The organism is Rubellimicrobium roseum (assembly GCF_006152145.1).
Classification (GTDB): Bacteria; Pseudomonadota; Alphaproteobacteria; order Rhodobacterales; family Rhodobacteraceae; genus Rubellimicrobium; species Rubellimicrobium roseum.
The window spans coordinates 1-22,811 of record NZ_VDFV01000053.1 but is presented as its reverse complement, the minus strand read 5'-3'; the positions used below and the strand labels follow the sequence as shown (position 1 = coordinate 22,811).

Here is a 22,811-nt window from a genome sequence, read left to right as displayed (position 1 = left end):
TCACGCGCGTCGCCTGACCTCGAGGGGAAAGGGGCGAACTCGGCCTCAACTCGAGTTGCGCAACAACGCCGCCCGTTTCCGAGCTTATCATCAAGATCACTGCCGGGATCGGAGAAGGAAGGAAGCCATGACCATCACCCATCTCAAGCGCGGCCGGCCCGAGGCGGAACGGGCGGAGGACGACGCCAAGGTCCGCGCCACCGTCGAGGGCGTGCTGGCCGACATCGCGGCGCGCGGCGATGCGGCCGTGCGGGACCTCTCGGTGCGGTTCGACAGGTACGACCCGCCGTCCTTCCGCCTGTCCCCGTCCGAGATCGAGGCGGCCATGCAGCGCGTCGCGGCCCGCGACCTGGGCGACATCCGCTTCGCCCAGGAGCAGATCCGCCGCTTCGCCGAGACGCAAAAGGCGTCGCTGCGCGACGTCGAGGTCGAGACCCTGCCCGGCGTGGTGCTGGGCCACCGCAACATCCCCGTGCAGTCGGTGGGCTGCTACGTGCCGGGCGGCAAGTTCCCCATGGTCGCCTCGGCGCACATGTCGGTGCTGACCGCTTCGGTCGCGGGCGTCCCCCGCATCATCGCCTCGGCGCCCCCGGTGCAGGGCGAGCCCCACCCCGCCATCGTCGCCGCCATGCACCTGGGCGGCGCGCACGAGATCTACGTCCTGGGCGGGATGCAGGCCGTGGGCGCCATGGCGCTGGGAACCGAGACGATCCGGCCCGTGGACATGCTCGTGGGGCCGGGCAACGCCTTTGTGGCCGAGGCCAAGCGCCAGCTTTACGGGCGCGTGGGCATCGACCTCTTCGCCGGGCCCACGGAGACCATGCTCATCGCTGACGACACGGCCGCCGACCCCGAGCTCTGCGCGACCGACCTCCTGGGCCAGGCCGAGCACGGCTACAACTCCCCCGCCTGCCTCATCACCACCTCGCGCCGCCTGGCGGAGGGCACGATGGCCGAGGTGGACCGCCTCCTCGCCATCCTGCCCACCGCGGAAACCGCCTCGGCCTCGTGGCGCGACTACGGCGAGGTGATCCTGTGCGACAGTCACGAAGAGATGCTCGCCGTCGCTAACGACATGGCCTACGAGCACGTGCAGGTCATGACCGACCGCGACGACTGGTACCTGCACAACATGCACTCTTACGGCGCCCTGTTCCTCGGGCCGCGCACCAACGTGGCCAACGGCGACAAGGTGATCGGGACCAACCACACGCTGCCCACCCGTCGCGCGGGCCGCTACACCGGCGGGCTCTGGGTCGGCAAGTTCCTCAAGACCCACAGCTACCAGCGAATCCTGACCGATGAGGCTGCGGCGCTGGTGGGCGAGGTCGGCTCGCGGCTCTGCATCCTGGAAGGCTTCGTCGGGCACGCAGAGCAATGCAACCTCCGCGTCCGCCGCTACGGGCACCGCAACGTGCCCTACGGCGAGCCCGCCGAAACGCGGGAGGCCGCGGAGTGACCGTCTGTGCGACCGAGCGGCTGTCGCGAGACCGCTTCGTGTAAAGAGTGCGCTGGCGGGGGCGGCGAGACTATCCTTCAAAAGCGGGAGCGCCGCCCCGTTTTTCGGTTGCCGAAACGATCGGAAGCAGCGACGCTCCGGTTGGGACCAGAGACCGCCACCAGAGCGGCAACCGGGAGGAATGGCCCCATGCGGCTCGGCATCAATCTGCTTTGCCTGACGGATCGCGTCGGGCCGGAGCATTCTGGCGTTTTGGCCCGGCTGAAGGAGATCGGCTGGGACGGGGTCGAAGTTCCGATCCTCTCGGGCCGGCCGGACGACTATGCCGTGCTCGCGCGGCGCCTCGATGAACTCGACCTCCGGCGCACGGCGACGGCCATCGTGCCTTCGCCCTCGGCCGATCCAACCAGCGCCGACCCGGAGGTCAGGGCGCGGGGCATCGCGCATCTCGACTGGGCGCTCGACTGCGCGGTCGCGCTCGGGGCCGAGTCGCTGGGTGGTCCCATCCATGCACCGCTCGGCCATTTCACCGGCCGGGGCCCGACCGAGGACGAGCTTGCCCGCGGCGCAGAGGCCCACCGGGCACTCGCCGAACGCGCCGCGATCACGGGCGCCTTTTTGAGCCTCGAGACCCTCAACCGGTTCGAGACCCATTTCCTGAACACCGCCGCGCAGGCGCGCGCCTATGCCGAGCAGGTCGGCCATCCGGGCTGCCGCATCATGCACGACACCTTCCACGCCAACATCGAGGAACGCGACCCGATCGGGGCACCTGTCACGCTGGGCGAGCATCTGGGCGTCCTCCATGTCTCCGAGAATGACCGTGGCATCCCCGGCCGTGGCCATATCGATTTCCCTGCCATCTTCGCCCGCCTGCGCCAAAGCGGCTGGGACGGCTGGGTAATCATGGAGGCCTTCGGTTCGGGCCTTCCGAACATCGCCGCCGCCACGCGTGTCTGGCGACCGCTCTTTCCGGACCTCGACACGCTCTGGACCGAAGGGCACGCTTTCATCCGCCGGACCTGGGACGGGGCTGCCGCATGACCGACGCCCCGATGTTCGAGATGCGCGGCATCGCCAAAGCCTTTCCCGGCGTGCAGGCGCTCTCCGACGTCTCTTTTGCCGCCCGCTCGGGCGAGGTGCACGCGTTGGTGGGCGAGAATGGGGCGGGCAAGTCCACGCTCATGCGGATCCTCTCGGGCGTCTACAAGCCCGACGCCGGCGGCATGACGCTTGACGGCCGCCCCTTCGCGCCCTCGCATCCGCTCGAAGCGCGCTCCGCCGGCATCGCCGTCATCTGGCAAGAGTTCTCCCTTCTCCCCGACCGCACGGTGGCCGAGAACCTGCATCTCGGGCGCGAGCCCGTCCGCGGCTGGCGGCTCGACCGCCGCGCCATGCGCGAGGGTGCCCGTGCAGCGCTCGCGGTCTTCGGCGAAGGCCACGGCATCGCTCCCGAGTTGCCCGTGCGCGACCTTTCCGTCGCCCAGCAGCAGATGGTCGAGATCGCCCGTGCGCTGGCCTACGGCGCCCGCGTCCTCGTCATGGACGAGCCCACCGCGGCCCTCGACGAGGCGGAATGCGAGCGCCTCTTCACGGTAGTGGATGGCCTCAGGGCCCGTGGCACCGCCGTCGTCTACATCACACACCGCATGGGCGAGATCGCGCGCCTCGCGACGCGTGTCACGGTCCTCAAGGACGGGCGGGTCAGCGCCGCCCTCTCCCACGTCCCTCCCGCGGGCGAGGTCATCGCAGCCATGGTCGGCCGCGACCTCGGGCAGTTCTTCCCGCCGCCCGCCGCACCCGGAGAGATAGGTCCGCCCGTTCTCTCCGTCCGACATGCCGGGAATGCGCAGCTCCGCGGCATCTCCTTCGACCTCCGGGCCGGCGAGATCACGGGCTTCGCCGGCATCCAGGGGGCAGGGCGCACGGCGCTGGCCATGGCGCTCTTCGGCGTCGATCCCTTCACGGTTGGCGAAGTCACCCTGAGTGGCGTATTCGCACGCTTCGCCTCCCCACGCGAGGCGGTGCGCGCAGGCCTTGTCCTTCTCCCCGGTCATCGCAAGGCACAGGGGCTGATGCTCATGCAAAGTGTCCGTGACAACGGCCTTGTCTCGCCCCGCGCCTTCGCCCCGCTGGCGGGCAATCCCTCCCGCCCTCCCGCGGTGGACACGACCGGCATCGAGGAGTTGTTCCGCGCGCTCGACCTGCGGGCGGGCGACCTCGACGCCCCGGTGAGGACGCTGTCGGGCGGCAACCAGCAGAAGGTCATCGTCGCGCGCTGGCTCGCCATGACTCCCCGCGTCCTCGTCTTCGTGGAGCCGACGCGCGGCATCGACGTGAACGCCAAGGCCAGCATCTACACCATCATGCGCGACCTCGCCCGGCGGGGTAGCGCGGTGATGGTCGTCTCCTCCGATTTGCCGGAGGTGATGGGCGTCTCCGACCGCATCCTCGTCATGCGCGAGGGCCGCCTTGTGGGCGAGACGGCCCGTGGCGCCTCCGAAGCCGAGGTCATGGCGCTCGCCACCGGGCACGCCGAGGAGGTGGCAGTATGACCAGCCTACCCTCGCCACGCCGCCGGCTCCGTATCGGGCCCGGCACGATCCTGCTAGCTGCCCTAGCGGTCTATGTCATCGCGATCCTATGGTCCGGCAACACTCAGTTCCTGCGGCCCGGGAACATCCTGGGCATGCTGACCCGCGCCGTCGCGCTGGGCATCACCGCCGTCGGGCAGACCATCGTCATCCTCTGCGCCTCCATTGACCTGTCGGTGGCGGCGCTGATCTCGGCCTCGGCAGTGCTGGCCTCGGTCGTCATGGGCGGCAGCACAACCATGATCGTTCCGGCGATCCTCGCGGTCCTTCTGCTTGGCATGGTCGTGGGGCTCGTCAATGGCCTCGTCATCACCCGGCTGCGCGTGAACCCCCTGATCGCGACGCTCGGCATGGCCATGGTGATCCAGGGCATCCTCTCGGCCGTGGTGTCGAACTTCGCCGGCGAGGTGCCGAGAAGCTTCAGGTCCTTCGATTCCGGAACCGTCCTGGGTCTTCCTGTCAGCCTGATCTTCCTGGGGCTTGTTGCGGCCGGGGCGTCAGCAATTCTGAACTGGACGCGCTTCGGCTCCAATATCTACGCCGTGGGCGGCAACATCGACGCGGCACGTCTCGCGGGTATCAGGACCGACAGGGTCATCATCGCCGCGCATCTGCTCTGCTCGCTCTGCGCCTCCGTTACAGGTCTCTATCTTGCCGCCCGGCTGGGCTCGGGCGCCCCATGGATCGGTCGCGACGGGATGTACGACCTTGAAAGCATCGCGGTGGCGGTGATCGGCGGCACGGTGTTGGCGGGCGGACGGGGCGGGATCTGGGGCACCATGGCGGGGGTGGCGATCTTTGCCATGATCGACTCGCTCTTCAACGTGCTGGGCGTGGACGCTTTCGCCAAGCAGGTGCTCCGTGGAGGCATCATCGTGGCCGCCGTGGCCGCTTACGCCATTGGCAGCCGGAGGCTCGTGGCATGACCGACGCCGCGCTGCCCCGCCCGCGTCGCCTTTCGCGGCTCCTGCGGGTCAACCCGATCTGGCTGGTGCTTCTCATCCTGATCGGGGCGATCGTCGCCCTGAACCCCGACTTCACCGAGCCGCAGGGCTACATGAACTTCCTGCGCCGCGCTGCGCCGCTCTGCATCCTCGCCGCAGGACAGGTCTTCGTCCTGACCTCGGGCGGCTTCGACCTTTCGGTCGGCTCGACCATCACCCTCACCGTCGTTGGCGCGTCCATGCTGCTCTACAACAACGAGGCGGCGACCTGGTGGGTGATCCTCGCCATGCTTGGGGCCGGGGGCGTGATCGGCCTCGTCAACGGTCTCGTGGTCGCGTTGCTGCGGGTGCCCTCGCTCATCGCCACGCTCGGCACCATGATCACGGTGAGCGGCATCGGCCTCATGTGGTCTGGTGGCGCGCCGCGCGGGTATCTCACGGATGGCTTCCGCGCCGCAGGGCGGTTCATGTGGCGCGACGTGCCGGTGATCGGGCTCCTGCCCGCCGCGCTCCTGGTGCTGATCGGCGGGGGAGCGGTTCTGTGGTGGCTTATGCATGGCACGAACTACGGCCGGCTCCTGCACGCCGTGGGCGACAACCCCGAGGCCGCGCGCCTCGCCGGCGTCCCCGTGGCGCGGGTGCGGGTCCTGGCCTTCGTGGTCTCGTCCCTATCTGCGGTCGTCGCGGGCATCCTGCTCGGCGGCTTCTCGGGCGTCTCGCTCGACGTCGGCACCGGCTACGAACTGCAGGCCATCACCGCCGCGGTCCTCGGGGGCACGCAGCTCCTGGGCGGGCGCGGCGCGGTCGGTGCGGCCCTCGGTGGCGCGCTTACGCTGACGGCCATCTTCACGCTCCTGAATTTCCTCGGGCTCCCCCAGCCCGTCCGCGAGGTGGTCCAGGGGCTCATCCTGATCTCGGCGGTGGCGCTGGCCGTTTGCCGCCGGGACGCCTGAGACCCCGCAAGGGGCAACCGACAACGGGAGGAGGAACAGGAATGACCTTGAGGACGACAACCGCGATGGCGGTGGCTCTCGCCGTGCTGGCGCTGCCCGCCACGGCGCAGAACTTCGATGACCCGACCGAGTTCGCCGAGCAGGAGGCGCAGCTCGCCGCGACCCCGATCGGGCCGGAAGGCGCCCCCTGGGAGCAGTACCTCGAGGACTCGATGGTGGACACCGCCCAGTACGCGGCCGGCGAAGGGCCGCACACCGTCTGCTTCTCGAACGCCGGCGTGAACAACCCCTGGCGCGTGGTGGGCTGGACCAACATGCAGGCCGAGGTGGCCCTGCACCCCGAGATCGGCGAACTGATTCACGTGGATGCCGAGGGTTCGGACGACAAGCAGATCGGCGACATCAACGACCTCGTGGCCTCAGGCAACTGCGACGTCCTGATCGTGTCGCCGAACACGACCGCGGCGCTCACCCCCGCCGTCGAAGCCGCCTGCGAAGTCCTGCCCGTCATCGTCTTCGACCGCGGCGTGAACACCGACTGCCCGGTGACCTTCATCCACCCGGTCGGCGGCTACGGCTTCGGAATCCAGGGCGCCCGCTTCATCGCCGAAAACGTGGAGGAGGGCGCGAACGTCCTGATGCTCCGCATCCTGCCTGGCGTGGATGTGCTCGAGACGCGCTACTCGGCCGGCCGCCGCATCCTCGACGAGGCGGGTCTCAACGTCGTAGGCGCCGAGTTCACGGACGGAGACAACGCCAAGACCAAGAGCATCGTCGAAGACTACCTGCAACGAGGCAGTATCGATGCTGTCTGGATGGACGCCGGGGCTACCGCCGTCGCGGCGATCGAGGCCTTCGAAGACAACGGCTACGACGTGCCCGTCTTCGTGGGCGAGGACCAGCAGGACTTCCTTCAGAAGTGGCAGGAGCTGGGCCTGACCGCCATCGCGCCGACCTACCCGACCTATCAGTGGCGCACCCCGATCATCGCCGCGGCCCGTATCCTAGCGGGAGAGCCTGTGCCCGGCCCCGAATGGGTCCTGCCGCAGCCCGCGATCACGGCCGAGAACCTCGACCAGTACGTGAATCCGGACATGCCGCCGCTCCATTACGCGATGTGCGGCTGCGAGGAACTGCCCGGCTATCCCGAGGCCTGGGGCGGTCAGGCCAGCAACTGACGTCACGGTGCCGGGGACATCCGTATTCCCGGCCCTGTTCCCTGAAGGAGAGATCGATGACAGTTCAGACGACGACAGGGCTCAGCACCGAGCAGTTCCCCTCGCGACCCAAGGGCATGCTGCCCAACAGCCGCTTTCCCCTCTTGGTCCATCGGGGCGCGATCCCGGGCGGGGGGGCGGAGGCCGTGCGCGACCGCTTCCGCGCCAACGGCTGGCTCAACAACTGGCGCTACCCTGGCATCTACACCTATCCGCACTTCCACTCGACCACGCACGAGTGCCTGGGTTGCGCGCAGGGCTGGATGGAGGTGGAACTCTTCGGGCGGGGTGGCACACGTGTCCGCATCGAGGCAGGCGACGTGATCGTCATGCCGGCGGGTGTGTCGCACCAGATGGTCAACCAGAGCGACGATATCATGATGGTGGGCGGCTACCCGGACGGGCGCGACTGGGACAACATCCAGGAGGACCATATCACCGAAGAGACCCGCCGCGCGGCGGCCAAGCGGATCATGATGCTGCCGATCCCAGCCCGGGACCCCGTCACGGGCGAGCCCATGTTGGAATGGATCGACGCCCCGTCCTCGGTGGACGCCGACCTCAACGGCTTCCGTGACGGGCTTGATCCTGTGCCTTGAGCGGAGACAATCCGCCCCGTCTCACTCTTCTCTAACTCAAGGGCTGCTCATGCCCCTCCACGTCACTACCGAACGTCTCGTTGTCATGTTTCGCTACCAGTGAAGCTGGGACCGCGGCCTTTGTGGATTGACCCAAGACTGGGCCATTGGACAAGTGACCAGGTCGGCGGTGTCCAGAAGTTCGCTCCCGGCGTAGGCGACGGCCTCGCGCTCCGGTTCGAAGGCTTCGCCATCTGGCTCGGACGGCCTGAAAGGCCAGCTGTCGCTTTGGGATCGTTCACCGTGTCGGCCTGGATGGCGCCAGGAGCATGACCATGGAGTCTCGCGCCCATCCTTGCCAGGGCATTGCAGAAAGGCGAGAGCGTCCACCTGTCGCTCGCCTTCATCGGACGAGTGGTCTTTGCCGTGGCGATCGAGGGTAAAATGGTGACCCGGCGAATGCCGAAGCCGCTGCCACTGACCAGCTGTCGCATAGAGAGCTCTGATGATGTGACCGCCCCCCGACGGCTTCGGTGTGCCAGGGTGGGTCTGCGACGATCCACATGGGGGGCGGTCACATCATCAAGGCCGCGGGTCCCCGGGGAGAGTGCGCGTCGCCCGACGCAGATCGGGACCAGAGGCAGTTCGCCCTCACGCCGAACTCGGCAACAGAACCGCATGGAACCTTAACCGCGTATCCCTGCGCTCTGGCGTGAAGATGTAGGGCGCGCGGCCGCCTCCGGTCCGTCTGGCACAGCATCCGCGTATCTCTGGTAACGCCCAGTCTCGCGCCCGATCATCGCTGGAGTGGGGGACCAGTTCGGCCATTCCTTCTTCGCTCCCTCCAGAGAACCCCGGGCCTTATAGAGCCCTAGACGGCCAGTCCCGTAGGCGTAGCGGGCCGCGGTCTGGCTGGGGAGCGCCCAGCAAAACGCAGAAGGGTTGAGGTCAACGTGGATCTCGCCTGGATGCCTTCGGACACCATCGCGCTCGGCCGGTTCACTCGGCCGCGGTCTCCTTGACGGACACAAGCCGCCCATCCTCCAGTGTCAGGATCCGGTCTGCACGATCAAGAATGCGATTGTCATGTGTCACCAGAAGCGTGGTCGTGCCTCGCCGGGCGCCTAAACGCTTGAGCAGATCGACCACATCTGAAGCGCTGTCCTTGTCCAAAGCCGCAGTCGGTTCATCTGCCAGAACGAGCGCCGGGTTGCCGACCAGCGCTCGGGCGACCGCAACGCGCTGCTTCTGCCCGCCCGACAGCTTGGCGGGCAGGTAGTCGAGGCGATCGGACAATCCGACAAGGCCTAGTGCCCGCGCCGCCGCATGCCGGGCCAGATCGTCGGGCAAGCCGGGCCGCACCTGCACGCCCATGATGACGTTCTGCAACGCGGTGAGGCTTTCGTGGAGGTTGTGCGCCTGGAAGATGAATCCCAGTCGCTGCCGTAACGCCGTCAGCTCCTTTGCGCTTGCCCCATTCAGCTCGTGTCCCATCAGCCGCACGGAACCTTCCTGCACCGCGCGCAGGCAGCCGACCAATGTCAGTACCGTGGTCTTGCCCGATCCCGATGGCCCCATAAGCACGGTGAAGCCACCGCGCGTCAGGGTCATGTTGATGTTGGATAGCGCCAGCTTGCGCGCCTCGCCGGTGCCGAACCAGTGGTTCAGCCCGCGCACTTCGACGATCGGGTCGGAGTCCATCCAGCCTCCGTCAGAACAGATCGGCCGGATCTGCGGCCGCCAGCCGCCGGGTGGCAATGCCTCCGGAGATCACCGAGAACACCAGCGTGCCGAGGAGCACTGTGACCGCCATGCCCGGCGTCATGGCGAGTGGCAGCGTCGTGACCTTGCCCATCACCGTCAGGATCGCCGTTCCCACGATCAGCCCCGGCAGAAAGCCGAGAAGCCCGAGCACCAGCGCTTCCTCGATCACGATGCCAAGGAAGAAGCGCGGACGATAGCCCATCGCCTTGAAGGTGGCGTATTCGCGCAGGTGGTCGGCCACGTCAGCCGACAGGACCTGATAGACGATGACCAGCCCCACCAGCACACCGATTAGGACACCGAAGCCGAAGATCACCCCGGTCGGCCGCTGCGTCTGCTGGTAGCGCAGGTCCTCGACCGCGGCATCGACGAAGCTGCGGATGCGGAGGCTGTGGTCCGAGATCAGGCCCTGTAGTCGCTCGATCGTGGCCGCGACGTCGGCGCCGGATCTGAGGCGCAACAGGATGTGGTCCGGCGCAGCCGAACTCCGCGACGGAAATAGCGACAGGAAGGTCTGGTCGGAGACCAGCATGTAGCCATCGCCCCCGAAAGCCCCGCCGCCGGCGAAGGTCGTCATCGCTGTCAGCGTCCGGTTCTCCGTCTCGAACGCAAGCGGGGTCTGCGGTCGGATCGCCGCCGCCTCCTCGTGCGGCAGCCCGCGCGCGAGCCGGTCGAGGATCACCGTATCCTGCACTTGAAGATACATGAGGCCATCCGTCAGCCCGTGAGTCACGAAGTCTGGCCGGCCCGGGTCGACCCCGAAGGTCGTCAGGGTGATGTCCGTCCCGCCCCGATCCCAGGGCACGTTGCCGACGAACAGTCCCATCCCGTCGTTCACGTCGGGGTCCGCCAGTGCCTGGAGCATCCATTGCCGAGCCACGTTGCCGCCTTCGGCCAGTGCGTTGGCATCGGCCGCCGAGATCATCACGTCGGCGTCGAAGAAGCCGTAAGGGCGGAGCGTCGCCTCGGCCATCGAGTTCATGATGCCGAGTTGGACAAAGACCAGCACGTTCGCGAAAGCCACCCCGGCCAGCGCCGCCGCGAACCGACCGCGCTTGTGCGTCAGTTGCAGCCAGCCGATTGGCAGTCGGCCGAAGATGCGCTGCAGAAGCCGACTCATCTTTCGGCCCGCTCGCCAGCCCCCGTGTCGATCCGCGCGACCGCTTCGAGGTTGGTGTAACGCGCGGCAACGGCCGAGGATTCGGCGTCGAGGGCGACGAGGACCCGGACGACGCGGGCGTCGGAGTTGGCCGCCGCGTCGTCCGAGATCAGCCCCTGTCGCCCGACTGTCAGGCCGATGCGTTCGACTGTCCCATGCAGACTGCGCCCCAGCGCGTCGGCGGCGATCTCCACCGGCTGGCCTTGGGCGACGTCGGCGATGCGGTCCTGCCAGATCTCGACCTCGGCCATCATCTGGCCAGTGTCCCCCATCTCCATGATGCCTTCGGCGGGGGGACGTTCACCAGGTGTAGCGTGAATATCGAGGATCGTGCCCGTGATGGGCGCCCGCACCTCGGACCGACGGAGATCCATCCGCGCGCGTTCGAGTTCCGCCTCGGCTGCGGCTACGTTGCGGGAGGCCACTACTACGTCGGGCTGATCCTCAAGCGCCACGGCGGAAAAGCGCGCCAGGGTCGCCGCGGCCCGCTCAACGGCCAATTCGGCTTCTCTCGCTGCGGTACGCGCCCCATCGAGTGTAGCGGTCGTGGCGATCCCTCCTTCGGCAAGGGCCTCGGTCCGGCTCAGGGTGGCCGCCGCCTCCTCGGCCGTGGCCCGAGCCTGATCGAGCGTCGCTTGCGCTTCGGCGCGGCTGGCCTCGATGGCACTGCGGGTCTGCATCAGCGCAGCCTCTCGGATGGCCAGGTTCGCTTCAGCCTGCAGAACGGCCCCTTCCAGCGCCTCGCGATTGTCCAGCCGCGCCAGAGGCGCACCCCGGTCCACCTCGTCGCCGATCGCAACCAGGATCTCGGCCACCCGCGAGTCGCCCGCTCCATAGGGAGCTGCGACCACCGCGATGTCGCCGCGCGGCATGAGCCGCGCGAGGCCCACCACGTCCGAGGGCAGCATCGTCTCGGCCATTTGCTGCGGCACCTCGATGTCGGGCGGCAACGCCATGGGGCTGTCGGCCCCGCCGCCCGGCTGAAGGCCGGTCAGCGCGTAAAACCGTTGCAGCCCGGGCGGCTGGTAATACATGCCGATGACGGCGCCCGAGAACATGAAAACGGGGATCAAGAGGACCAGCAGGAACCTTTTGCGGAACCGTCGGCGCTGCGGTGCGGGGGATTCGGGAAGGTGCAGGTCAAGCGGCAACGTCGGGTCGTCGGCCAGGGTCATGCCCGCCATCCTCTGGCGAAGTGCTGTCAGATGGATGCAAATTAAGCAGAAATCTGGCCGGCACGCCAGATGTCAGGCCTGCGATGTCGATTTGGCGGCCAGGCTATTATGCCCTTTCAGATGCCTCCTAGTGCCGCGCGCCAGCCCAGACCTGCCTCGACCGTTGTGCGTGGCACGTACTCGCAGCCGAGAGCGCCTGTGTAGCCGACGGCACGGAATGCAGGCAGGAGCTGAGCGTAGTCGAGCTGGGAAGGCGAGGGTTCGGCCCGGTCTGGAACCGAGGCGATCTGAACATGTCCAACCCGGCCTGCGACGGCTTGGAAGCGTGCCGCCGTATCCCCCTGGCCCATTTCAATGTGGAAGCAGTCGAACAGGATTCTGAGGCGTGGATCGGCCACCTCGTCCTGCACCGCAACAGCAAGATCAAGGCTATTCATGAAGTAGCCGGGGTTCGCCGCCTGGCAGATCGGCTCGATCAGTACCGTGCCACCAAAGGTCTGGAGCGCATGGCGCAAGTTCGCAACATAGCAGTCACGGGCCGCGGACCCATGGCTGCGGCCCGACAGGACATGGATCGCCTTGGCTCCCACGCGCTCGGCGGTGCGGGCCGCCTCCTCGATGTCGGCGCGCGCCTGCGCCTCGGCGCCGGGCAGGGCGGCGAGCCCCGCCGTCGCGCCCATCCGAGCGTTGAGCCCCAGAACCGGCAGCCCCGTCTCATGCAGCGCTGCACGCAGGGCGCCCGGGTCGGCCGTTTGTGCTTCGTCGTGGAACTCCAGAGCGTCAAAGTCCGCCGCTCCCGCACGCCGGATCCGCTCGGGGAGCGGCAACTCCTTCCAGAGGAAACCAAGGTTTGCCGAGAACCGCCAATGCGTCACCCGTCCCACTCCACGTTGAACCGATCGACCACGGCCGCGACCTGCGCCGCCTCAAGGATCCGCGGTGCGAGCCCCCGCGTGAGCAGGGCGAGCTTTGCCGTCTCCTCGAGCTCCTCAATGGCATTCACCGCGGCCTCGGGGTCAGCGGCCGCAACGACAGGGCCGTGGTTGGCGAGGAGGACCGCGCTCCGTCGCCCCGCGAGGCCCCGCACTGCCTCGCCCATCGCCGGGTCGCCCGGCAGGAACAAGGGCAGGAGCTTCACCCTTCCCAGCCGCATGATGGCATACGGCGTCAAGGGCGGGAGGACATTGTCGGGGTCCGTGTCGGGCAGCATCGAGAGCGCCACAGCATGAGTCGAGTGCAGGTGTACCACCGCCCCCGTGCGGGTACGCGTCTCGTAAAAGGCGGCGTGGAGCGGCATCTCCTTGGTAGGCGGATCCCCATCTACAAGCTGTCCCTGCGCATCAAGCCGGGCCAGCCTCGCAGGATCAAGCCGGCCGAAGGAATGTCCGGTGGGCGAGACGAGGAGGCCCCCATCTTCGGTCCGCGCCGAGATGTTGCCTGAGGCGCCCGGCGTGAGGCCGCGATCAAAAAGGGAGGCGGCCAGCATGCAGAGTTGTTCACGAAGGCGGGTTTCGGTCGTCATGTGCCCTCCAGCACGCGGGCAGCCCTAAGGAAGAAGTCCGGCGCGCCGAAGTTGCCCGACTTGAGCGCGAGGGCGAGCGGCCGCCCTTGGACGCGGAGGGCGGGCACGCCTGGGTCGATCATGGGGCCGATGGCGAGCGCCTTGGCCCCCAGCGCCTCCGTGACGGCGCCCGAGGTCTCCCCGCCCGCCACGATGAGCCGCGTCACGCCTGTATCCACAGCGGCGGCGGCCAGTTCCGCGAAAAAGCCCTCGACCAGAGAGGCGGCGCGGGCATCGCCGAACCTTTCCTGCGCGACCGCCACCTGCGCCGGATCATCGGACGTGTAGACAAGGGGCAATCCGTCCTGCGCCTGCGCCCAAGCGAGCGCCCTGGCCGCCGTCTCGCGCCCCTCGACGAGATCCGCCACCTCGACCTTGCGCTGTGCGCCTCCTGCCGCGGCATGCGCCGCGATCTGTGCTCGCGTGGCTGCCGAGCAGGAACCCGAGAGCGCAAGCGCAGCGCCCTGCGCCCCTTGCCAAGTTTCGCTATTCTGCCGCTTGGGCGCGAGGAGCCGGGGCAGGCCCAAGGCAATCCCCGACCCTCCGGTGATGAGTGCAAAACCCTGTCCGGCTTCACCGAGCGCCAGGAGATCGGAGTCGGCCACCGCGTCGCAAACGACGACCTGTCGCCCGGCCGCCGCCTCGTTCAGCAATCCCTCGCGTGCATGGCCCTCGCGAATTGCGCGCAAGGGAAGGTGTCCCACCGAGGCGCGCATCTGGCGGGCGAGCCATCGGCGCAGGTCGGCGTCGGTCATGGGGGTCACGGGATGGCGCTCCATCCCACTCTCGGACAGGAGCCGGTCTCCTACGAAAAGGTGCCCTTGGTATACGGTGCGGCCCGTGGCGGGAAAGGCCGGGCAGACGATCACCGGGTCTGTGGTGTCCAGCGCTTCGACCAGCGCCTCGATCACGGGGCCGATGTTCCCCTCGGGCGTGGAGTCGAACGTCGAGCAATACTTGAAGAGGAACTGCCGACAGCCTTGCGCCCGCAGCCAATCGAGTGCCGCCAAGGACTGGCGCACGGCCTCGGGCGCCGGGACCGAGCGGGACTTGAGGGCGACGATGCCGGCTTCGACGCCTGGCGGAGCAGGGACATCGGGCACGCCCACGAATTGGATCGTCTGCATCCCTCCGGCCGCCAGCGTGAGCCCGAGGTCCGAGGAGCCTGTGAAGTCGTCACCGATCGCTCCGAGGATCATGTCTCCCCCGGCAGGCGGAGCCCGGCATTGCGCGCATAGACTTTCGCGACGGCGGCATCGTCCTCGCGCCCGAGCCCCATGCCCGCGGCGGCCAAGAACTGCTGGAGCGCTGTGGCTGTGAGTGGGGCCGCGAAGCGCGCGACACGGGCGATGTCCGACACGATGCCGAGATCCTTGACGAAGATATCGACGGCTGATCGGGCCGTGTAGTCGCCGGCCGCGATGTGGGCGCCGCGATTCTCGAACATCCACGAGGTGCCCGCGCATTGCGTGATGACCTCCAGGCACCGGTCCGGCGCCACGCCCTGGGTGAGGCCGAAGGTCATGGCCTCAGCGGCGGCTGCGATGTGTATGCCCGCCAGCATCTGATTGACGGCTTTCATCGCCGAGCCCGCGCCGGCGGCGTCGCCCAAGGTGAATATCTTTGCCGCCATAGCGCTCAGAACCGGCTGGGCGGCCTCGAACGCCGCGGGCGCGCCGCTTGCCATGAGGGTGAGTGCGCCCTCTGCCGCCTTCGCGGAGCCGCCCGAGATTGGCGCGTCGAGGTAGAGAAGACCGCGCTCGGCAAGACGCGCCTCAAAGGTGCGTGCCGTCTCGGGCGGGACCGTGGCGCAGCCCAGGACCACGGCGCTGCGGGGCAGGAGGCCCGCCAGCGCCGACGCGCCGAACAGGAGATCCTCGGTCTGCGCGGCGTTGACGACCACGATTACCGCGACCGAGAGGCTGGGGGCTAGTGCCTCAAGTGTCCCGGTACGGCCGCCGACTGCGGCGAAGCGCGCCACGGCCTCCTCCGCCACGTCGAACCCCGCGGTGTCAAGGCCTGCGCGCAGGAGGGAGGCCGCGATGCCGCTTCCCATCGAGCCCAGCCCGAACACGCCGACCTTAAGATCCTGCGTCATGGCCTGTGCTCCTGGACCAGCCGCCTGTTGAGCCCGTTTGCGATGTAAACGCGGATGAGCTCATCGAAGTCCCTTTCTGCTCGAGATCCTTACTCGAGGGCTCGGCAAGGGGGAAAAGCTTCCGGCCAGCCCGCGATGATCCTGCCAACGGCAGGATCGGGTTCGCGCCGGATCAGCGCCGCCGCTTGATCTCCGGCTATACGCCAGAGAACCTCGATCTGCTCGCCCACCGTGGCGGAGACGCCAGGCATGGTCAGCGCCCGCCGCTCGGTCGGCATGGTTGCTGCGTGCAGGAGGAATCCATCGGCCGCGCGGGCTCGCATGCCAGTGGCGTAGGGACTCGTCCACCGGCAGAACGGCCTCTTGCCCGAGGAGAGGCTCGCGCAGGACGCTGGAAGAAAAGCCCAACGCCGCGCGGTTGAGCCGGCCGGGACGGATGCAGATGGTGGGCATCCGGAGGGCCACGCCATCGAGGATGCCCCGGCGCGAGTAGTCATCAAGGAGCAGTTCCCAGATAGCTTTCTGCGTCCCGTAGCTCGTCTGGGGTGCGTGGATGAAGTCGTCCTCGATCACCTGGGGGAAAGAGCGGTCGAAAGTGGCGATCGGGAAGGTAAAGACGAAGCATGGCCGGTAATGCTCCCTTGCGGCCAACATGCGGATGGCCTCGAAGAGTGCTCGCGTGCCGTCGATATTGACGCTGTAGCCCTTCTCGAAGTCGGCCTCCGCCTCGGCTGAGACGATGGCCGCTAAATGGAAGATGAGGTCCGGTCGTACTGCCACGGGGGCCTGCGCGGCGCCTTGGACCGCCATGTCGACGGCAGTTGTCGTGATGCGGAGATCGCCCGGGACCAGCTCAGCCGGCACTTCGGGCTCCGACGCGTCGGCCAGCATCAGGCGGGTGACCCGCGTCCCGTTCAGGACCCCGAATCTGACGAGGACCGTCGCGAGCTTGCGGCCTATGATGCTGGCCGTGCCCAGAATCAGGACATGCATGCCGTGCTCTCGGTGCTCGCGGATTTCAGGTGGTTCCGGCCCTCAATCTTCACGGTCCGGCTCCCTGACGGTCGAGAGCGCCTCCGCTCCTCGTGCCTCAGTCCCGGTCAGCAGGGCGGCGGTCGAATGATAGATGCGCATCTCGTGACGCGCGAAGGCGGCAACAGCGGCTTCGGCATCATGCGCCGCAAGGGCTTCGAGAATGGCGCGGTGATCGGCGATGGATTCCGCGATCCGCCCGGGGCGCGAGACGATGCGGCGCCGCGAGTCGAGGAGGTAGGTGTAGAGGTCCAGGGCCAGGTCGGCGAGAAGAACATTGCCGCAGGAGCGATAGATGGCGGCGTGGAACTCCCGGTCGCAGATGAGGAACTGCACAGGATCGTCGAGGCAGGCTTCCTGCGCAGCGAGGGATCGGCCGAGGGTCGCGAGTCCATCGTCGGAGATGCGCCCGGTGGCCTCGGTCACGACCTGCCTTTCGACGAGCACACGCGCGGCGTGCACGTCATCGAGGGTATAATCGCTGACGTCGAGGCGACCGGGGAGGCTTAGGCCAAGGCCGCCTACGTCGGACTTCGCGACCCGTGTGCGGGTCCCGTGGGTGACGTCGAGGATCCCGCGGGCCGCGAGCGACTGGATGGCCCCCCGGACTGTCTCGCGGCTCACCGACAGGGCGGCAGCCAAGGCCCGCTCGCTCGGGATCTCGTCACCCGGTTCGAGCACGCGCGAGGCGATGAGCGCGGCGATCTTGCCAGCTATGACATCGCGCATGGTCTGCCGCGACAGGCTGCGCGCCAGGCCTGTGCTGGATGCGGCGAGGACATGGACGAGGGCTGCTTCCATGGCGGGTCTGTCCCGGTGGTCCATCCACCGTACCAGCTTAGTAGACGAACGGCGACACAGGCTGTCAAGGCCATGCAGGCGTGACCCTGCCAGATCTAAGTGGTGACTTAGTCATGCGCTCGTGGTGAGGAAAACTCTCCAAGCCGGCGAAGAAGATTGTCTTGAACCACAGGCCAAGCGCGGTCTACGCTGCCTGTGAACTGGTGGTCCAACCACCGTACCAGCTTGGTCCGCGTCGCATGTGGGCGTGCGGAGGTGCCCTCGCCGGAGAGGGCAGGAGGCTTGGGGCGGGGCAACGGCCAACGAATACGAGCCGTGGACCTGGGGAGGAGGCATGGCGTCAGTCGAGTTCATCGATGTGCGCAAGTCGTTTGGCGCACATCCGGTCCTCAAGGGGATTGATATCACCATTGCGGATGGTGAGTTCGTGATCCTGGTCGGGCCCTCAGGATGTGGCAAGTCCACGCTTCTGCGCACGCTGGCAGGGCTCGAGAACATCTCGGCGGGCGAGATCCGCATCAACGGCCGGCCCGTCAACACGCTCCCGCCCAAGGAGCGCGACATCGCCATGGTGTTCCAGAACTACGCGCTCTACCCGCACTTGACCGTTGCCGAGAACATGGGCTTCTCGCTCATGCTCAAGAAGACACCGAAAGCCGAGATCGCGACGCAGGTGCGGCCCGCGGCCGAGATCCTGGGATTGACGCACCTGCTTGACCGCTACCCTCGGCAGCTCTCGGGCGGGCAGCGCCAGCGGGTGGCTATGGGGCGCGCCATAGTGCGCGACCCGCAGGTGTTCCTGTTCGACGAGCCGCTCTCCAATCTGGACGCCAAGCTGCGCGTGGCCATGCGCTCGGAAATCAAGGAACTGCATCAGAGGCTCGGCACCACCATCATCTACGTCACCCACGACCAGATCGAGGCCATGACAATGGCCGATCGGATCGTCGTCATGCAGGACGGGCGGGTTGAGCAGATTGGCACGCCGCTGGACCTCTACGACCGACCGGTGAACCAGTTCGTCGCAGGCTTCATCGGTTCGCCTGCCATGAACTTCATCGAAGGACGTCTCGCGCCAGATGGCAGCCGCTTTGTGGCTGCGGACGGCACCGCGCTGCCGTTGCCGGCAGGCACGGACGTCGCCAGCCGTACGGCCGCGGGCCGCGCCCTTGTCTACGGCCTTCGGCCCGAAAGCGTCCGCCTCGATCCAGCGGGCGGGGTGCCTGCGCAAGTTGTCGTGACCGAACCCACGGGGGCGGAAACGCAGGTTTCTGCGCGGCTCGCCAGCACCGGGGTCATCTGCGTCTTTCGCGAGCGCATTGCCGCGCGCCCTGGCGAGATCATCCATGTCTCGGTAGACACGTCCGCCACGCATCTGTTCGACGCAGAGACGGGCCAGCGATTGTAATTCTCGCGCCAAGAAGACGTGCGGCACGGCACGCGGCGAGGGGGCAAGCGACAACAAGGAGGAGGACCGATATGCGACGTAGAGACCTATTGAAGTCATCGGCAGGTTTGGCCGCCCTGGCCGGCCTTGGGGGTCTTGGTGGGCGTGCCTTCGCTCAAGAGATGCCCACCTTCACTCCCGAGGAGGGTGCTTCGCTGAGGCTCCTGCGCTGGGTTCCCTTCGTGGCGGGCGAGGAGGAGGCCTGGAACGCCAACACGCAGGCCTTCACCGAGGCGACCGGCATCCAAGTGCAGATCGACCAGGAAAGCTGGGAGGACGTCCGCCCCAAGGCCGCCGTCGCCGCCAACGTGGGCTCGGGGCCCGACATGGTGATGAGCTGGTTCGACGATCCGTTCCAGTATCCGGACAAGCTCGTGGACGTGACGGATCTCTGCACGGCCTTGGGAGAGCGGGACGGCGGCTGGTACGACGGCCTCCGGGCCTACGCCACGCAGGGCGACCGCTTCATCGCCGTGCCTCTCTGCGCGATCGGCAACGCCATCTGCTACCGCGACAGCCACATGCAGGCTGCGGGCTTCACCGAGTTCCCGTCCGATACGGCGGGCTTCCTCGAACTCTGCAAGGCCATGCAGGCCAACGGCACGCCAGCTGGCTTCCCTCACGGAAAGGCCGTGGGCGACGGCAACAACTACGCCCACTGGCTTCTCTGGAGCCACGGCGGCATGACAGTGGACGAGAACGGGCAGGTCGTCATCGACAGTCCCGAGACCCGTGCCGCCATAGAGTACGCCAAGCAACTCTACGCCACGTTCATCCCTGGCACGGAGAGCTGGCTTGATATCAACAACAATCGTGCCTTCCTGGCGGGCGAGATCTCTCTCACCGCGAACGGGGTGTCGCTCTACTACGCGGCCAAGAACGATCCGGCGATGGCCGAGATCGCGGAGGACATCCGCACCACGAACCTGCCCATCGGTCCCGTGGGCGAGTCCGTGGAACTTCACCAGACGTCCACCATCAACATCTTCCAGCACACGCCATATCCCAACGCCGCCAAGGCCTACGTCGCCTGGATGTTCCAGCCGGACAACTTCAACCGATGGCTCGAAGGGGCTAGCGCCTACTGCTGCCAGCCTCTCAGGGCTTACGAGTCGAACCCGGTCTGGAGTTCCAATCCGATTCATGTGCCCTATTCAAAGGCCTCGGCCAGCCTCCGGACCAACGGCTACGCCGGGCCGCTCGGGCCGGCCTCGGCCGGGGCCATGGCCGACTACGTCCTCGTTGACATGTTCGCGGAGGCCGTGACCGGGCAGCGCACGACCGATGATGCGATTGCCAACGCGGTGCGGCGGCTCGAGCGCTACTATCGTTCGTGACATGCGGGGGGAGGGTGTCGCCCGGCGCCGCCCTCCCGATTCCTATCCATGCGGACGCCATGACATCCGCCGCACCGCGACAGGCCCGAGGGTTCCATGACGCCAACCGAGATACGGGCCGCCGCGTCCGACAGTCCTCCTTCTCGATCTGTGCTGCGCCGGTTCGTCGAGAGCCGGAACGGCCTGGGCCTTTTATTCATGTTGCCGGCGGCGGCCTTCCTCCTCTGCTTCCTGACCTATCCGTTAGGGCTTGGAGTTTGGCTGGGCTTCACCGACACCACGATCGGTCGACCCGGCATCTTCATCGGGCTCGAGAACTACGCCTGGCTCTTGGACGACCCGGTTTTCTGGCTCGCGGTGTTCAATACCGTGCTCTACACGGCCATAGCCTCGGTGCTGAAGTTCGGCCTAGGGCTATGGCTCGCGTTGATCCTCAACGAGCGCCTACCCTTCAAGACCTTCTTCCGGGCCATCGTGCTCCTGCCCTGGGTGGTGCCGACGGTGCTCTCGGCGTTGGCCTTTTGGTGGATCTACGACAGCCAGTTCTCGATCATCTCCCATGTCCTCATGGGCTGGGGGTGGATCGATGCGCCCATCAACTTCCTGGGCGATCCGGGCGCCGCACGCGCCTCTGTCATCGCCGCCAACGTCTGGCGCGGCATCCCCTTCGTGGCGATCTCACTGCTGGCCGGCCTCCAGACTATCCCCCAGTCCCTCAACGAAGCAGCGGTGCTTGATGGGGCCACGCCTTGGCAACGGTTCACCAAGATCACGCTGCCGCTCCTGACTCCTATTATCGCGGTGGTCATGACCTTCTCGGTCCTGTTCACCTTCACCGACTTCCAACTCATCTACGTGCTCACGCGCGGCGGCCCGGTGAATGCCACTCACCTGATGGCCACGCTATCGTTCCAGCGGGCCATCCCCGGCGGCCAGCTCGGCGAGGGGGCGGCGATCGCCGTCGCCATGATCCCCTTCCTGCTCGCGGCCATCCTGTTCAGCTTCTTTGGGCTGCAGCGGCGCAAGTGGCAGCAGGGCGGGCAGGATTGAGGAGCGCGTGATGACCATCAACTCCGAGCCAGTACTCCGCGACGACACCGAGGGGATGGAGCAATTCAACACCCTTCCGCGGCGGATCCTCGTGATATACCTGCCTCTGGCGGTCTTCGTGTTCGTGCTGCTCTTTCCGTTCTACTGGATGGCCATCACGGCGGTGAAGCCGGACAACCAGCTCACCAACTACGACGACTACAGCCCCTTTTGGGTGGTCGGTCCCACGCTGGAGCACATCCGCTACCTGTTCCTGGAGACCTCCTATCCAGGCTGGCTCTGGAACACCGTCCTGATTTCTGTGGCTTCCACGATCATCTCGCTCGCCTGCTCGGTGTTCGCGGCCTATGCGATCGAGCGCATCCGCTTCACAGGGGCCCGCGTGACCGGGCTCATGATCTTTCTGGCCTACCTCGTGCCGCCCTCGATCCTGTTCATTCCGCTCGCCTTCATCGTTTTCCAGGTCGGCATCTTCGACTCGCGGCTCGCGCTCATCCTCACCTATCCCACCTTCCTCATTCCCTTCTGCACATGGCTCCTGATGGGGTATTTTCGTTCGATCCCCTTCGAACTGGAGGAGAGCGCGTTGGTGGATGGAGCCACGCGTTGGCAGATCCTGACCAAGGTGGTCCTGCCCCTTGCGGTGCCGGGCCTGATCTCGGCGGGCATCTTCGCCTTCACGTTGTCCTGGAACGAGTTCATCTATGCGCTGACCTTCATCTCCTCGTCGGAGAACAAGACTGTGCCTGTGGGTGTGCTGACCGAGCTCGTGCGCGGAGACATCTATGAATGGGGAGCGCTCATGGCAGGCGCGCTCTTCGGCTCGCTTCCCGTAGTGATCCTCTATTCCTTCTTCGTGGATTACTATGTGTCGTCGATGACGGGCGCTGTGAAGGAGTGAGGCCCGGGCCTACGCCCGGTCATCTTGAGCAGCGCATGGATCTGGTATCCCACAGTTCGAATTCATGGTGTTCGTCATGGCGGAGCAAGGTCGGTCCCTGCCTTCGTGACTTCAGCTCAGCCCTCGCCAGATCATCTCGGAACGTCGGACCTCGGATGCCGCTGAACTGCTACGAGCGGAGCGGAGAAACCTCCCCTGGTAACCTGTAGCGAGTTGTTTCGATCTGCTCTCTCACGCATCGCTGCTCACCATTCCACGTTCTCTTGGTGTGGATGCACGGAAAAGGATCTCCTCGGAGCGGTGTTCGTTGTCAGATGATTTGAGACCGATGGGTTGGCTCAGAACCGGAGGGTCTGGTCGCGGGCTACGAGAGCGCAGCCCTGGCCCAGTACCTCGACGATCAGGCCGGCTGGGAACTCCGTACCATCAAGCAACCTCGGCCAAGCTTTGAGGTCGTAGGGCCCAACTGGATCGTGGAGCGAACCTTCGCTCGGCTCAGTCGCCACCGCAGGCTCTCCAAGGATTACGAGTTCCACGTCCAAAGCGCTGAGGCGCTCGTACCATTGCTGCCTGCGCCCTCTTGCTGAAGCGCCTCGCCGCCTGAATTCCCAAACACCCTCTTATACCCTTGAGTATGAGTATACTCTAATATATTCTGACATCATTCAATGGCGTTGTTGCGCAACTCGAGTTGAGGCCGAGTTCGCCCCTTTCCCCTCGAGGTCAGGCGACGCGCGTGAT

Annotated in this window: 20 protein-coding genes; 11 read left to right on the top strand and 9 right to left on the bottom strand. The window is 66.8% G+C overall.

Features of this window, described 5'->3' with window-relative positions; genetic code table 11:
• Positions 1–127 precede the first annotated feature (127 nt).
• From hisD to FHG71_RS19845, 7 genes are all read left to right on the top strand, one after another.
• Positions 128–1,459: a histidinol dehydrogenase gene (gene hisD / locus FHG71_RS19875; RefSeq protein WP_139083441.1), complete on the top strand. Its 1,332-nt coding sequence runs from the start codon at positions 128–130 to the stop codon at positions 1,457–1,459.
• A gap of 189 nt (positions 1,460–1,648) precedes the next feature.
• Entirely contained in the window at positions 1,649–2,503 is an 855-nt protein-coding gene (locus FHG71_RS19870) for a sugar phosphate isomerase/epimerase family protein (protein WP_139083440.1), read from the top strand.
• Positions 2,500–4,014, top strand: coding sequence for a sugar ABC transporter ATP-binding protein (locus FHG71_RS19865; protein WP_139083439.1), 1,515 nt, complete (start codon positions 2,500–2,502; stop codon positions 4,012–4,014). Before FHG71_RS19870 ends, FHG71_RS19865 begins: the two co-directional genes overlap by 4 nt.
• Complete coding sequence (locus FHG71_RS19860) at positions 4,011–4,979, top strand: ABC transporter permease (protein WP_139083438.1); 969 nt, start codon at positions 4,011–4,013, stop codon at positions 4,977–4,979. Before FHG71_RS19865 ends, FHG71_RS19860 begins: the two co-directional genes overlap by 4 nt.
• Positions 4,976–5,950, top strand: coding sequence for an ABC transporter permease (locus tag FHG71_RS19855; protein ID WP_139083437.1), 975 nt, complete (start codon positions 4,976–4,978; stop codon positions 5,948–5,950). Before FHG71_RS19860 ends, FHG71_RS19855 begins: the two co-directional genes overlap by 4 nt.
• 41 nt (positions 5,951–5,991) lie before the next feature.
• Positions 5,992–7,128, top strand: coding sequence for a substrate-binding domain-containing protein (locus FHG71_RS19850; protein WP_139083436.1), 1,137 nt, complete (start codon positions 5,992–5,994; stop codon positions 7,126–7,128).
• 56 nt (positions 7,129–7,184) lie between these two features.
• The gene (locus FHG71_RS19845) at positions 7,185–7,766 is read left to right on the top strand and encodes a cupin domain-containing protein (protein ID WP_139083435.1); all 582 of its coding nucleotides are present in this window, start codon (positions 7,185–7,187) and stop codon (positions 7,764–7,766) included.
• Between the two features lie 978 nt (positions 7,767–8,744).
• On the opposite strand, the gene FHG71_RS19840 is transcribed toward FHG71_RS19845, so the two are convergent.
• The 9 genes from FHG71_RS19840 to FHG71_RS19800 all read right to left on the bottom strand — a co-directional run bounded on the left by FHG71_RS19840 (position 8,745) and on the right by FHG71_RS19800 (position 17,335).
• Positions 8,745–9,446, bottom strand: a complete 702-nt coding sequence (locus FHG71_RS19840; RefSeq protein ID WP_139083434.1) for an ATP-binding cassette domain-containing protein — start codon at positions 9,444–9,446, stop codon at positions 8,745–8,747.
• A 10-nt stretch (positions 9,447–9,456) separates the two neighbouring features.
• Entirely contained in the window at positions 9,457–10,629 is a 1,173-nt protein-coding gene (locus FHG71_RS19835) for an FtsX-like permease family protein (protein ID WP_139083433.1), read from the bottom strand.
• Positions 10,626–11,843: an HlyD family efflux transporter periplasmic adaptor subunit gene (locus tag FHG71_RS19830; RefSeq protein ID WP_176559527.1), complete on the bottom strand. Its 1,218-nt coding sequence runs from the start codon at positions 11,841–11,843 to the stop codon at positions 10,626–10,628. The genes FHG71_RS19835 and FHG71_RS19830 overlap by 4 nt, the downstream gene beginning before the upstream one ends.
• A 116-nt stretch (positions 11,844–11,959) precedes the next feature.
• Entirely contained in the window at positions 11,960–12,718 is a 759-nt protein-coding gene (locus FHG71_RS19825) for a hydroxypyruvate isomerase family protein (RefSeq protein WP_139083431.1), read from the bottom strand.
• A complete protein-coding gene (gene otnC, locus FHG71_RS19820; protein WP_139083430.1) occupies positions 12,715–13,365 on the bottom strand; it encodes a 3-oxo-tetronate 4-phosphate decarboxylase in 651 nt (216 codons plus the stop codon). Before otnC ends, FHG71_RS19825 begins: the two co-directional genes overlap by 4 nt.
• Complete coding sequence (gene otnK, locus FHG71_RS19815) at positions 13,362–14,603, bottom strand: 3-oxo-tetronate kinase (protein ID WP_139083429.1); 1,242 nt, start codon at positions 14,601–14,603, stop codon at positions 13,362–13,364. Before otnK ends, otnC begins: the two co-directional genes overlap by 4 nt.
• Positions 14,600–15,502: an L-threonate dehydrogenase gene (gene ltnD, locus FHG71_RS19810; protein WP_139083428.1), complete on the bottom strand. Its 903-nt coding sequence runs from the start codon at positions 15,500–15,502 to the stop codon at positions 14,600–14,602. The genes otnK and ltnD overlap by 4 nt, the downstream gene beginning before the upstream one ends.
• Positions 15,503–15,562: 60 nt before the next feature.
• On the bottom strand, positions 15,563–16,495 hold the full coding sequence (locus tag FHG71_RS19805; protein ID WP_342777520.1) for an NAD-dependent epimerase/dehydratase family protein: 933 nt from the start codon (positions 16,493–16,495) through the stop codon (positions 15,563–15,565).
• 42 nt (positions 16,496–16,537) lie between these two features.
• Positions 16,538–17,335, bottom strand: a complete 798-nt coding sequence (locus FHG71_RS19800; protein WP_139083427.1) for a FadR/GntR family transcriptional regulator — start codon at positions 17,333–17,335, stop codon at positions 16,538–16,540.
• A 334-nt stretch (positions 17,336–17,669) separates the two neighbouring features.
• Between FHG71_RS19800 and FHG71_RS19795 the strand changes: the two genes are divergently transcribed.
• From FHG71_RS19795 to FHG71_RS19780, 4 genes are all read left to right on the top strand, one after another.
• On the top strand, positions 17,670–18,743 hold the full coding sequence (locus FHG71_RS19795; protein WP_139083426.1) for an ABC transporter ATP-binding protein: 1,074 nt from the start codon (positions 17,670–17,672) through the stop codon (positions 18,741–18,743).
• Between the two features lie 161 nt (positions 18,744–18,904).
• On the top strand, positions 18,905–20,119 hold the full coding sequence (locus FHG71_RS19790) for an ABC transporter substrate-binding protein (RefSeq protein WP_218014173.1): 1,215 nt from the start codon (positions 18,905–18,907) through the stop codon (positions 20,117–20,119).
• Between the two features lie 96 nt (positions 20,120–20,215).
• Complete coding sequence (locus FHG71_RS19785; protein ID WP_218014172.1) at positions 20,216–21,169, top strand: carbohydrate ABC transporter permease; 954 nt, start codon at positions 20,216–20,218, stop codon at positions 21,167–21,169.
• Positions 21,170–21,179: 10 nt separating this feature from the next.
• Positions 21,180–22,070 carry a carbohydrate ABC transporter permease gene (locus tag FHG71_RS19780; protein ID WP_139083424.1) on the top strand — a complete coding sequence of 297 codons (891 nt, stop codon included), beginning with the start codon at positions 21,180–21,182 and terminating at the stop codon, positions 22,068–22,070.
• Positions 22,071–22,811: the final 741 nt, after the last annotated feature.